The organism is Duganella sp. 3397 (genome assembly GCF_031456625.1).
Classification (GTDB): Bacteria; Pseudomonadota; Gammaproteobacteria; order Burkholderiales; family Burkholderiaceae_D; genus Rugamonas; species Rugamonas phyllosphaerae.
Genome location: NZ_JAVDVB010000012.1, coordinates 24,879 through 37,659, shown reverse-complemented (window position 1 = coordinate 37,659; position 12,781 = coordinate 24,879). Strand labels below are relative to the sequence as shown.

The following is a 12,781-nucleotide window of genomic DNA, read 5'->3' as shown; positions in this document are numbered from 1 at the left end:
TGTTAATTTCCTGGGAGAAATTTATTTACCGATTTCCTGTGCCTTTTTGTGCAACAAAATGAAAAAAGGCGGCCCGCACGAGTGCGGCGCCGCCTGTCAAGCCGGGAGCGCCAGGCTCCCGGTCACTGCGCTATCAGAAGACCCACAGCTTTTCGACCGGCATTTGCAGCCAGTAGCGGCCCGGCTCGAGCTTGTATTTCGAATAAGCGCGCAGGCCCGCCTCGGTGCTGTCCGCCGACTTGAACAGGCACTCGAAGCGGTCACCCAGGTACATGCAGGTGAGCAGCGGCATCTCGATGGCGTTCTCCACCGGCGTGGCGCTGATTTTCACTTCTTCCACGCGGATGATGGTGGTCGGTTCGCCGCCAGCGGCGCCACGGGCGGTGCCGGTCAAGCGGGCGCCGTTGACGTCGAGCTGCACGCGGTTGCCGTCGCGCCCGACCACCTTGGCCGGCAGCTTGTTGTTACTGCCCATGAACTCGGCGGTAAACAGCGTTTCCGGGGTTTCGTACATGCTTTGCGGCGTGCCTTGCTGCTCGATTTTGCCGTTGTTGAGCAGCAGGATGCGGTCCGAGATCGCCATCGCCTCGGCCTGGTCGTGGGTGACCATCAGGGCCGAGAGGCCCAGCCGCACGATCAGCTCGCGCAGGAAGGCGCGCGCTTCTTCGCGCAGCTTGGCGTCGAGGTTGGACAGCGGTTCGTCGAGCAGGATCACCGGCGGGTTGTACACCAGCGCGCGGGCGATCGCCACGCGCTGCTGCTGGCCCCCGGACAGCTGGTGCGGATAGCGCTCGGCCAGGTGACCCAGGCCCAGGTTTTTCAGCACGTCCGCCACTTTGTCCTTGATCTCGGTGGCGCCCATCTTGCGCAGCTTGAGACCATAGGCGACGTTCTCGAACACGGTCTTGTGCGGCCACAGCGCATACGACTGGAATACCAGGCCCAGGTTGCGGTGCTCGGCCGCCAGCTCGAAGTTCTTGGCGCCGTCGTACACATTGCGTTCGCCGATGGCGATGACGCCCTGCTTCGGGCTTTCCAGCCCGGCCACCGCGCGCAGCAAGGTGGTCTTGCCGCTGCCCGAAGGGCCGAGCAGCGCGACGACTTCGCCTTTTTGCAGGTGCATCGATACGCCCTTGAGGATCGGATTGGCGGTGGCGCCAGTACCGTAGTCGAGGTGCAGGTCGCGGACGGTCAGCTCATTCGTGGTGAGTTCATTCATGGTCAGGTCTCGTTTCATTTTTGTATGTTGATGATGCTTAGTTATGCAGCTTGACGCCGAAGCGCAACGCCACACCGAGGCCGATGGCCACCAGCGAAATATTGATGAACGATAGCGCCGCTACCAGGTCGGTGGAGCCGGACGCCCACAGCGACACCAGCATCGCGCCGATCACTTCCGTGCCCGGCGACAGCAGGTACACGCCGGTCGAGTATTCGCGCTCGAAGATCAGGAACACCATCAGCCACGCACCGAGCAGGCCGTACTTGATCAGCGGCAGGGTGACGTCGCGCGAGACCTGGCCACGGCTGGCGCCCACGGCGCGCGCCGCTTCTTCCAGCTCCGGCCCCACTTGCAGCAGCGCGGTCGAGATCAGCCGCATGCCATAGGCCAGCCACACCACCGAGTACGCCAGCCACAGCGCGAAGATGGTCGAACGCAGCGAGCGCAGCACCGGGATGGCGTTCTCGCTCAGCCACATGGCCACGCCGTTGTCCATGCCCTGCAGGATGCCGTCGAGCCAGTTCGGCACGAACAGGAACACCCACAGGAACGACAGGCCGGCCAGCAGACCTGGCACGGCGCGCGGCACCAGCACGCTGTAGTCGAGGAAACGGCTGATCATGTCGGGCTTGCGGTGCATGGCCAGCGCGATGGCGCAGTAGCAGATCACGGCCAGCGCGCCGCCGACCACGCCGATCAGGATGGTGTTGACGATGCCGCGCACCAGCGACGGCTGCTCGAGGATTTCGCGGAAGTGCTGCAAGGTCAGTACGTCGAGCAGGTTCACGCCCTCGCCCCAGTACTCGACGAACGACCGCAGCACGATGCCCGACAGCGGCATGATGATGGTAAACATCAGCCAGCCGAAGATCAGCGCAAACGCCAGCCACTTCCACTGGCCCAGCGGCATGACTTTCGACCGCGCACCCTTGCCCTTGATCGAGACGAACTTGTTGGCCGACTTGAGCAGGTAGCGCTGCACCATCACCAGCGGGAAGGTCACCATCACCAGGCACACGGCCACTGCCGCCATCAGGTGGTACGACGGGATGCCCAGCTTGTTGGTCAGCTTGTACAGGTAGGTGGCCAGCACCATGTGCCCTTCGGGGTCGCCCAGCACCAGCACCAGGCCGAACACCTCGAAGCCGAGGAACATCACCAGCACGCCGGCATACGCCAGCGCCGGGGTAATCATCGGCAGCGACACGCCGAACATCACCTGCAATGGCGAGGCGCCGGCCACGCGGGCCGCTTCCTCGACGTCCGAACCGAGGCTCTTGAGCGCCGACGAGGCATACAGGTACACGTGCGGCACGTGGGTCAGGCCCGCGATGATGACGATGCTGGTAAACGAATAGATATTCCACGGGATGAAGCCCAGCAGGTCCTTGGCCCATACCGAGTAGAAGCCCACGGGACCCATCGAGACCACGTAGCCGAAGCCCATCACCATCGGCGAGACGAAGATCGGCACCAGCAGCGCCGGCGCAATAAAACCCTTGCCCGGCAGGTCGGTGCGGATCATCAGGAAGGCGAGCATGCCGCCGAGCGGCACGGCAATCGCGGTCAGGCCCAGCGCCAGGTACAGCGCGTTCCAGGCGGCGGACGAGAAATCGGGATCGTCGAAAATGAAGCGGTAAGCGTCGAGGCCGAACTGCTTGGCCGGCATGAAGAACGGCGCGGTCAGGAAGCTTTGATAAAAAATCAGGAACAGCGGCAGGAAGATGGCGGTGGCAGCCAGCACCACCACCAGGCCGCGCAGCCAGTTGACGCCCGGGCCGCGCCGGCCGCTGCCGGGGAGAGTGAGAGTTTGCATGAGAATATCCGTAGTAAAGGCGTGCGGAAGCCCGCCGACCCGCAGATCAGGGCAAGGGTCGGACCCCGCACGGGGTACGACCCTGCGACGGTTCAGGGGTCGGTGGTCGTTTCAAAGAACTACAGCCAGGCTTACTTCTTGCCGGCCGTTTCCTTCCACTGCTTGAGGAAAGCCATGCGCTTGGCCGGGGCCAGGTATTCCATCAGGCTCGGATGCACCGGCACCGGCTTGACGTTGTCCTTGCCGACCTGCTTGATCAGTGTGGCCGACGTGGCCTCGCCGGTGACGTCGTCGCGGATGGCGAACAGCTTGGATTCGTTGGCGATGATGTTCTGGGCGCGGTGCGACAGCATGTAGTCGAGCCACAGCTTGGCGGCGTTCGGATTCTTGGCGCCCTTGTTGATGAACAGTACGCGCGAGAGCACCAGCGTGTAATCCTTGGGCATCACCACGCCGATCGACGGATCGGTCTTGGCGCGCACCAGCGCATACGAACCCACCACGTTGTAGCCGATCAGGTTTTCACCGGACGAGATACGCTCCATCATGGTGCCGGTGGACGACTGCACCCGTACCTTGGCCACGCCGAAGGCGCCCAGCAGGTCGGCGAATTTCGGATTGACGCGGGCATCCTGCGCCATCAGCATGAAGCCCAGGCCCGATTTTTCGATGTCGTAGGTGGTGACCTTGTCCTTGAACTTCGGCTGCTGGATCAGCTTGACGAAATCGGCGTGGGTTTGCGGCACGTCCTTGGCGTCGATCAGGCGCTTGTTGTACACAAACGCGGCCGGCTCGAACGTGGTGCCGTAGGCCTGGTCTTCCCAGATCGACCATGCCGGCATCTTGGCGCTTTCCACCGATTTGTACTTGAGCGCATAGCCTTCCGAGGCCAGGCGCATTTGCAGGTCCATCGCCGACGACCATACGGCGTCGGCGGTGTTGCCGCCGGCTGCCACTTCGGAGATGAAGCGGTTATACACTTCGGTGGAGTTCATGTCGTTGTATTCGACCGAGATGCCGGGATACAGCGCGCTGAAGTCCTTGATCAACGGCTGGGTAGCCTTGCTGTCGGTGGCGCCGTACACCACCAGTTTCTTTTCCTTCTTGGCGCCGTCGATGATCTTCTGGTAGTCGGCGGGATAACCGGCCGGCACTTGCGCCAGCGCGCCGGTGGCGAACAGCATCAGGGTGGCGCAGGCAGCGATGGTGGTTTTGAGTTTCATGGTTTTAGTCTCCGTTATTAATATAGTTGTGGTTTATTTTTTATCGCACCATGCCGAACTCGGTGGCGCGTTTGCCGTATTCGTCCACGGCCTTGCTGACATACTCTTTCAATGCATCCCCGGTCAGGGCAAACGGGTAGAGCCCGGCGTCGGAACGGATTTGCGCAAACTGCGGGCTGGCCAGCATGCGGTCGAACGCCCCCACCCACTTGCGGTACTCGGCATCGGGCACCTGGGGGCCCATCCACACGCCGCGTATCACCGGCCACACCACGTCCACGCCCTGTTCGCGCGCGGTGGGCGTGGCGGCCAGCACGCCCGGCAGGCGCTGGGGCGACAGCACCGCCAGCACCCGGGTGTTGCCACCGGCGGCGTACAGCACCGCTTCGCTGGCGTCGCCCGATACCACCTGCACGTAATTGGCATGCATGGCGGTGAACGCTTCGCCGCCGCCTTCCAGCGCCACGAACTGCAGCACCTTGGGGTCGATGCCCGCGCTCCTGAGCAGCAGCGCCATCTTGAACCAGTCCTGGCTGCCGGCAGTACCGGACAGGCCGACCAGCACCTTCTTCGGATGGCGTTTGATGGCCGCCAGCAGGTCGCCCAGGTTCTTGTACGGCGAATCGGCGCGCACCGCGATCATGCCGTAGTCGGTGCCCAGCGCCGCCACCCAGCGCACGTCGCTGACCTTGGCCTTGCCGAATTTGCCTTCGGCCAGGTACAGCAGCGAGCCGCCCGAAAACGCCACCAGCGTATTGGGCTTGGCGCGCGGCTGCGCCACCAGCGAATTCCACGCCACCGCGCCGATGCCGCCCGGCAGATACCGGATGCTCATGTCGGACAGGGTGGGCTTGGCGTCGCCCGAGGCGTCCAGCCCCTGCAAGCCTTTTTTGGCCAGCTTGCAGGTCAGGTCCATGGCGCCGCCCGGCTTGGATGGCACGATGCATTCCAGGCTCGCCGCATGGGCGGTACGCAATAGCAGCACAGAGCACAGGGCCAGCAAGGCAGCGGTGGACTTGGACGATTTCATGGGGTGGCGCTTTCGGGTGCGGTCACCAGGTACTAGAAGCGGTGCTGCATGCCGACGGTGACGCCGCGCTGGCTGTTGGCAAAGCCGGCGTCGTCGCGCGAAAGTCCGGTCAGCTGGCCGTTCTTCGCCTTGGCGTAGGCGGCCGATACATGCAGGTCGGTGCGCTTGGACAGCGCATAACGGTACCGCGCCACGTACATGGTGGGGTCGGCGTCGCGGCCGGCGGCCACGTTCTTGACATCGATATGGTACACGGCGCCGGTGATGGTGGTCACTGGATTCGGCTTGTAGGCCACGCCGCCCCAGGTGGTGGTCGCTTCCACGTCGGCGGTCAGGGCGCGCCCGGCGGTCAGGTTGTAATCGCGGCGCACGGCCCAGAACTTGAGCGGGCCGGTTTCGTAGTTGGCGCCCACGTGCCAGACGGTGTTCTCGTCGCGGTTGCCGGTGGCGGCCACGGTGTTGCCGTTGTTGCGCTCCCAGGTGGCCATGAAGTTGGCGGTGCCGCCGCCGATCGGCAGCTTGTAGGCGCAGGTGATGCCGGTCTTGGCGCTGTCTGCGGTGCTGTTGGCCTGCTCGCCGAAGGCGTAGTTGGCGCCGAAGCGGAAGTTACCCACGGTGACCGCATACTTGACCAGGTTGTCGTAGCCGGTGGTGAAGCCGTATTTGCTCGGCCCCGTGGCCGGACCCGAGGTGGCCCACGAGTAGTACGGCGCAAAGCCCATCGGGTCGTAGGCGATCACGGTATCGTACACGCTGGTAAACGAGCGGCCGATGATCACGCGGCCAAAGGCGCCGTCGAGGCCCACGTAGGACTGGCGGCGGAACAGCGCGCCGTCCTGGCCGCCGCTGTCCATCAGGATGCCGCCTTCGAGGTTGTAGACCGCTTTCAAGCCATTGCCCAGGTCCTCGCTGCCGCGAAAGCCCCAGCGCGACGTGTTCATGCCGCCGGAGATGGCCTTGACGGTGCTGGCGCCATTGGGGCCGGCGTTGTTCAGGCTTTCAACGCCAACGTCGAGCAGGCCGTAGAACTGCACACTCGATTGCGCTTGCGCCGAGGCGGCAGCGGCAGAAACCAGTGCGAAAATGGCAAGGCGAATCGCGGTGCGGGATGATACTTGGTGCATAGTCTGTCTCCGTCTTTATCATTATTGGTGATGTCTGTTATAAACATCTGGTATCCACTATAAGATTTGCTTCCTTTCAAATAGCTTTCAGTGTCGCAATGAAGTCACAATTGACAACACCCCTATCTTTTTGCAACCCGCCCGACGATGATGTCGGCCACAACAAAAACAACCCGGCAAGAACTGAACTATGCGCATCCTGTTAGTGGAAGACCACACCGAACTGTCGCACTGGCTATCGAAAGCCCTGCGCGACGCCAACCTCACCGTGGAATGCGCGGACAATGGCGCCGACGCCGACGCCCTGCTCCACACCCAGGACTACGCGCTGGTGATCCTCGACCTGACGCTGCCGCGCATGGACGGACTGGAGGTGCTCAAGCGCCTGCGCGCGCGGCCGGCGCCGCGCGGCCAGACCCCGGTGATCATCCTTACCGCGCGCGGAGGCCTGGACGACAAGGTGCAGGGCCTGAACCTGGGCGCCGACGACTACCTGCCCAAGCCGTTCGAGCTGGCCGAACTGGAAGCGCGCGTGAAAGCGCTGCTGCGCCGCCGGATCGGCAGCGAGGCGCTGGTCTATTCGTGCGGCGCGCTGGCCTTCGATACCGTCACCCGCCTGTTCAGCTACGGCGGCGCGCCGCTGGCGCTCACCCCGCGCGAACACGCCGTGCTCGAAACCCTGATCACCCGCACCGGCCGCGCCGTCTCCAAGGAAAAGCTGTTCGACGAAGTGTTCGCGCTGGCCGACGACGCCAACATCGACGCCATCGAACTGTATATCCACCGGGTGCGCAAAAAGCTCGACAGCGCCGTGCCCGCCCCCGCCGTGATCACCACGCTGCGCGGCATCGGCTACCTGCTGCAACCCAAGCCGGTTACCTGACGCGGACACCGGACATGGGCGCCACTTCCAAAACCCCGGGCAGCCTGCGCGGCCAGCTGCTGCGCTGGCTGCTGGGACCGATGCTGGCGCTGGTCGCACTCAACACCATTTTTGTCTATCGCAATGCGCTCGACGCCGCCGACGTGGCGTACGACCGCTCGCTGCTGGCCTCCACCCGGGCGCTGGCCGAGCGCGTGTCCATCGTCGGCGGCAAGGTGGTGGCCGATGTACCGTACGTGGCGCTCGACAGTTTCGAGACCGACACCATGGGCCGCATCTATTACAAGGTGTCGGGCATCCGCGGCGAGACCGTCTCCGGCTACGGAGACCTGCCTGCGGTGCCGGCCAACGTGCCGCGCTCGGAGACCTATCCGGCGCTGGTGCGCTTCTACCACGCCAACTACAACGGCCAGCCGGTGCGCATTGCCGCCCTGCTGCAGCCGGTGTACGACGACTCCATGCGCGGCATCGCCCTGATCCAGGTGGGCGAAACGCTGGAAGCGCGGCGCACGCTGTCGAACCAGATCCTGTTCGATACCCTCACCTGGCAGGCCTTGCTGCTGCTGGCGCTCGCGCTCCTGGTCTGGTTTGCCGTGCAGCTGGTGCTGCAACCGCTGATGCAACTGAAAAACGCGGTGGAAGCAGGTTCGATCAACGACAGCGCCGACGTCGATCCGGCCCTGGTGCATAAAGAGGTGCGACCGCTGGTGGCGGCAATGAACCATTCGCGCGCGCGCCTGCAACTGCTGATCAAGAGCCAGCGCCGCTTTATCGCCGACGCCTCGCACCAGCTGCGCACCCCGCTCACGGTGCTCAAGACGCAAGCCGAACTGGCGCTGCGCGAGTGCGACCGCGCCGGCAGCGACCCCGAACAAACCCGCGCCGCAGTGCGCCAGATCGTGCAGAGCATGGCCGCCACCACCGATTCCACGGTCAACCTGGCCAATCGCCTGCTGACGCTGGCGCGCATCGAGCATGGCGGCGACGCCGAAGGCGCGGCCGCGCTGGCCGCCCCGGTCTCGCTGCGCGACGTCGCGCGCCAGGTGGGGCTGGAGCTGGCCATGGCGGCGGTGGCCAAGCAGATCGACATGTCGCTCGACGCCAATGGTCCGGGCATGGTCGATGGCCAGGCCCTGCTGCTGCACGAGATGATCGCCAACCTGGCCGACAACGCGCTGCGCTACACGCCGCTGGGCGGCAGCCTGGCGCTGACCGTGGTGGAAGATGAGCGCGCGGTGGTGCTGGAAGTGTCCGACAGCGGTCCCGGCATCGCGGTGGCCGAGCGCGAACGGGTGTTCGCGCCGTTCTACCGCGCCGCCGCCACGCTCGAGCGCAACCCCGGCGGTGCCGGCCTGGGCCTGGCCATCGTGCACGACATCGCCACCGTGCACGGCGCCACCGTCACCCTCGGCGACACGCCCGGCGGCGGCTTGCTGGTAGCAGTACGCTTCGCAGTCGGCACTGCGGTTAAAATGCCGGCTTGAAGTGTGTAACCAACATCAGGAGCTGTGCATGATCACCAAACAAGATATGGTCGACCTTTTCGCCGACATGAAGCAAAACGCGCCGTGGGACAGTACCAAGCCGTTGCTGTGGGGCTATTTCTTCTCCGACCAGGACAAGGCCAAACTGGAACGCGCAGCACCGCTGCTGCAAGCCAAGGGCTACCAGGTGGTGGGCGTGTTCGACTCCGAGCCCGATTCCGACACCCCGGCGCTGTGGTGGTTGCACGTGGAAAAAGTGGAAAAGCACACGGTGGACACGCTCGACGTGCGCAACCAGGAATTCTACAAGTTTGCTGAAGAGCAGCAGATCGAGACCTACGACGGCATGGACGTGGCGCCCGCGCCGAAATAATGCCCCTGCAGCCGGTTACGAAAACGTTGCCAATCAAACACACCCGTAGCACGGTTTAGCCCTATCATCGGCAGTTGACCGTCTTCTTAACCGACCACCATGCTCTCGAAACTGTCGTTTCGCCAACTGCTGTTGGGCGTGTTCCTGTTGATCGCGGTGTTGCTCAGCGCGGCGTCCCTGCATGCGCTGTGGACGCTGGACCGCTTGACCGCCCACAGCCGCGACAGCGGACACCACGCGCTCGCGCTCACCCGCCACACCCAGCAACTTGCCGAGCGCAGCGTTGCCATGACGCGCAGCGCGCGCCAGTTCCTCGTCCTCGACGACCCTGCCTTCCGCGAACGCTATGCCGACGCCTGGCGCGAAGCGCGCGCCTCGCTCGATGCCTTGCAGCAAGGTTTGCCGCGCGCGTCCACCCAGCAGTTCCAGCGCTGGCGTGAAGCGGGCGAACAAGCGTGGGACTTGCTGCAAGCGTCGGCCCGGCCGCGCAGCGCCGCCCGCCAGCAGGCGCTGGAACGGGCGCTGGCGCCGTTGCCCGAGGTGGACGACTACCTGGCCGCCGAGGTCAAGCAGGAAGTGGACCGCCGCAATACCGCCCTGCTCGACGAGCTCGACCAGCGGCGCGCGGTGCTGGGCGCGCAAGTGGTCGCCTCCATCGTGGTCGCTGCCTTGCTGGCCGGCGGCTTCGGCCTCTGGCTGTCGCGCCCGCTGGCGCAGATCGAAGCGAGCATCGATTTACTGGGCGAAAACCGGCTCGACACGCCGATCAGCGTGCGCGGTCCCGCCGACCTGCAGCGCGTGGGCCAGCAACTGGACTGGCTGCGCCAGCGCCTGGCCCAGCTCGAAGAAGACAAGGCGCGCTTCATGCGCCACATCTCGCACGAACTGAAAACCCCGCTGGCGGCGCTGCGCGAAGGCGTGGCCCTGCTCGAGGACGGCGTGGCGGGCGAACTGACCGCCAACCAGCGCGAGATCGCCGGCATCCTCAACCAGAACACGGTGGCGCTGCAAAACCAGATCGAAGCGCTGCTGCGCTACAACGAAGCGTCCTTCGACGCCGACCACCTGCACCGCGAACCGACTGATATCGCCGTGCTGGTGGCCTGCGTGATCGACAGCCAGCGCCTGCAATGGCAGGCGGCCGGCCTGACCGTCAACTGCGAGGGGCAGGCGCGACCCATTGCCGTGGACGCTGATAAAATGGCGGTCGCGGTCAGCAACCTGCTGTCCAATGCCGTACGCTTCAGCCCGCATGGAGGCCTGGTGTATTTCCGCCTCGGCGAGCGCGACGGCAAGCTCCTGCTCGACTGCAACGACCAGGGGCCGGGCGTGGCGCCGGACGACGCCGCCCGCATTTTCGAACCGTTTTACCAGGGCGAACGCCAGCCACCGGGTGCCCGCCACGGCAATGGCATCGGCCTGTCCATCGTCAACGAATATATCGCCGCCCACGGTGGCAAGTTGCAACTGCTGCCCACGCGGCGTGGCGCGCTGTTCCGTATCGAAATACCGTATCCAACCTGATCTATCCAAATTGATATCCTCCGGAAGACTCGCCCAACCAATGCCAGCCTCGACCATGTCTGCTTCCCCGCTTCGCCGCCGCACCGTGCGCTGGCAGCCCTTGCTGTGCCTGCTGCTGTGCGCAGGCTTGGCCGCTTGCAACACCACCCGGCCGCGGTTGCCGGCCATGTCGGTCACGCCCGCTCCCGCGGTGGAAACGCCGCAGCCGCTGGACGACATCGGCCCCTTGCTCAATTACCACCAGGCATTGCGGCGCATGAGCCAGGGTGAGCTGATCAAGGAGTTGAGCGGGCTGATGCAACAAAAGCGCACGCCGCGCGTGACGCTGCAAACCGGCATGGTGCTCATGCTCACCCGGGGCAACGGCGACCTGGCGCGCGCCCAGGGCTTGCTCGACAGCGTGGCCAATTCCACCGAAACCAATTCGGCGCCATACAAGCCGCTGGCGCAGATGCTGTCCAGCTATTGCGGCGAAGCGCGGCGCCTGGCCGAACACGTGGACCGCCTCAACGCCCAGCTCGGCACACAGCAAAAGGACAGCCAGCGCCGCATCGACCAGTTGAACGAGATGGTTGAAGAATTGAAAAATATCGAACGCACCCTGCCGGTGCGCCCCGCTGCCCCCGCCACTGGAGTGAAGAAATGAACGCGCCCCTGAAGACCGCGCCGGGCCACGGCGCCCATTTGCTGGTGGTCGATGACGACGCCGATCTGCTGCGCCTGCTGTCGATGCGGCTCACCGCCAATGGCTATCGTGTTACCGCCGTGGGCAGCGCCGAGGCGGCGCTGGCGCGGCTGTCGATCGAGCTGCCGCGCCTGGTCATCAGCGATATCCGCCTGCCCGACCGCGACGGCATGTCGCTGTTCCAGGAAATCCGCAGCAGCCACCCGGCGCTGCCGGTGATCCTGCTCACCGCCCACGGCACGATTCCCGACGCGGTGGAAGCGACCACGCTGGGCGCCTATGCCTACCTGACCAAGCCGTTCGACGCCAAGCTGCTGCTCGAGCGCATCGCCCAGGCACTGAGCCTGTCGGCGCCAGCCGCCAACGCCGCCGACAGCGACCAGGCCTGGCGCGCCGGCCTGATCAGCCGCAGCCAGTGCATGGACGAGCTGCTGGCCGAAGCGCGGCTGGTGGCAGCGTCGGACGCCAGCATCCTGATCCGGGGCGAAAGCGGCACCGGCAAGGAGTTACTGGCCAACGCCATCCACCGCGCCAGCCGCCGCGCCAAGGCGCCGTTCATCGCCGTCAACTGCGGCGCGATCCCCGAAGCGCTGCTCGAGTCCGAACTGTTCGGCCACGTGAAAGGCGCGTACACGGGCGCCATCGGCAGCCGCGAAGGACTGGTGCAGGCAGCCGACGGCGGCACCCTGTTCCTGGACGAGATCGGCGACATGCCGCTGCTGCTGCAAGTGAAACTGCTGCGGGTGCTGCAGGAACGCGTGGTGCGCCAGCTCGGTTCGGACGTGGGCCGCCCGGTCGACGTCCGCATCCTGTCGGCCACCCACCGCGACCTCGACGCGGCGATGGCCGAGGGCCAGTTCCGCGAAGACCTGTATTACCGCCTGAACGTGATCACCCTCACCCTGCCGCCGCTGTCGCAGCGGCGCGAGGACGTCACGCCGATGGCCACCCAGTTCCTGCACAGCCTGGCCGCCAAGTACGGCAAGACCGTGCACGGCTTCGCCCCGGACGCGCTCGAGGCGCTGACCACGGCCTCGTGGCCCGGCAATGTGCGTCAGCTCTACAACGTGGTCGAGCACGTATGTGCGCTGGCCACGGCGCCGCTGATCCCCCTGTCGCTGGTGCAGCGCGCGCTGCGGGTGCCGTCGCTGGAGGTGCTCAGCTACACGGAAGCCAAGCAACGCTTCGAGCGCAACTACCTGGTGCAACTGCTGAAACTGACCGATGGCAACGTCGCCGACGCCGCCCGCCTGGCCGAACGCAACCGTACCGAGTTCTACCGGCTGCTACAGAAATACGACCTCGACGCGGCTACATTCCGCTCCGGCGCCAGCCTTGTCGCTCCTGAACGACAGGAATAAAGCCTTATAAATCAATCAGTTGAGAACCGGTGGCTGGCAGCTGTCGCCATTTCCCG

The 12,781-nt window shown here is 65.1% G+C and carries 11 protein-coding genes; 6 read left to right on the top strand and 5 right to left on the bottom strand.

Going from position 1 to position 12,781, the window contains the following annotated elements:
- Positions 1 to 133: 133 nt before the first annotated feature.
- The 5 genes from J2X54_RS25135 to J2X54_RS25115 all read right to left on the bottom strand — a co-directional run bounded on the left by J2X54_RS25135 (position 134) and on the right by J2X54_RS25115 (position 6,415).
- The gene (locus tag J2X54_RS25135) at positions 134 to 1,219 is read right to left on the bottom strand and encodes an ABC transporter ATP-binding protein (RefSeq protein WP_310184538.1); all 1,086 of its coding nucleotides are present in this window, start codon (positions 1,217 to 1,219) and stop codon (positions 134 to 136) included.
- Between the two features lie 37 nt (positions 1,220 to 1,256).
- Positions 1,257 to 3,038: an iron ABC transporter permease gene (locus J2X54_RS25130; protein ID WP_070251646.1), complete on the bottom strand. Its 1,782-nt coding sequence runs from the start codon at positions 3,036 to 3,038 to the stop codon at positions 1,257 to 1,259.
- 131 nt (positions 3,039 to 3,169) lie between these two features.
- On the bottom strand, positions 3,170 to 4,261 hold the full coding sequence (locus J2X54_RS25125; RefSeq protein ID WP_310184536.1) for an ABC transporter substrate-binding protein: 1,092 nt from the start codon (positions 4,259 to 4,261) through the stop codon (positions 3,170 to 3,172).
- A gap of 40 nt (positions 4,262 to 4,301) precedes the next feature.
- Positions 4,302 to 5,291 carry a tripartite tricarboxylate transporter substrate-binding protein gene (locus J2X54_RS25120; protein ID WP_310184534.1) on the bottom strand — a complete coding sequence of 330 codons (990 nt, stop codon included), beginning with the start codon at positions 5,289 to 5,291 and terminating at the stop codon, positions 4,302 to 4,304.
- Between the two features lie 32 nt (positions 5,292 to 5,323).
- A complete protein-coding gene (locus J2X54_RS25115) occupies positions 5,324 to 6,415 on the bottom strand; it encodes a porin (RefSeq protein ID WP_310184532.1) in 1,092 nt (363 codons plus the stop codon).
- A gap of 190 nt (positions 6,416 to 6,605) precedes the next feature.
- On the opposite strand from J2X54_RS25115, the gene J2X54_RS25110 reads away from it, so the two are divergent.
- The 6 genes from J2X54_RS25110 (at position 6,606) to J2X54_RS25085 (ending at position 12,725) form a co-directional block, all read left to right on the top strand.
- Positions 6,606 to 7,298: a response regulator gene (locus J2X54_RS25110; RefSeq protein ID WP_310184530.1), complete on the top strand. Its 693-nt coding sequence runs from the start codon at positions 6,606 to 6,608 to the stop codon at positions 7,296 to 7,298.
- Positions 7,299 to 7,312: 14 nt separating this feature from the next.
- A complete protein-coding gene (locus J2X54_RS25105; RefSeq protein ID WP_310184528.1) occupies positions 7,313 to 8,782 on the top strand; it encodes a sensor histidine kinase in 1,470 nt (489 codons plus the stop codon).
- Between the two features lie 28 nt (positions 8,783 to 8,810).
- Positions 8,811 to 9,155, top strand: coding sequence for a ribonuclease E inhibitor RraB (locus tag J2X54_RS25100; protein ID WP_070251640.1), 345 nt, complete (start codon positions 8,811 to 8,813; stop codon positions 9,153 to 9,155).
- A 99-nt stretch (positions 9,156 to 9,254) separates the two neighbouring features.
- Entirely contained in the window at positions 9,255 to 10,679 is a 1,425-nt protein-coding gene (locus tag J2X54_RS25095; RefSeq protein ID WP_310184526.1) for a HAMP domain-containing sensor histidine kinase, read from the top strand.
- A gap of 55 nt (positions 10,680 to 10,734) precedes the next feature.
- Entirely contained in the window at positions 10,735 to 11,325 is a 591-nt protein-coding gene (locus J2X54_RS25090) for a hypothetical protein (protein WP_310184524.1), read from the top strand.
- The gene (locus tag J2X54_RS25085) at positions 11,322 to 12,725 is read left to right on the top strand and encodes a sigma 54-interacting transcriptional regulator (protein ID WP_070251637.1); all 1,404 of its coding nucleotides are present in this window, start codon (positions 11,322 to 11,324) and stop codon (positions 12,723 to 12,725) included. Before J2X54_RS25090 ends, J2X54_RS25085 begins: the two co-directional genes overlap by 4 nt.
- Positions 12,726 to 12,781 lie beyond the last annotated feature (56 nt).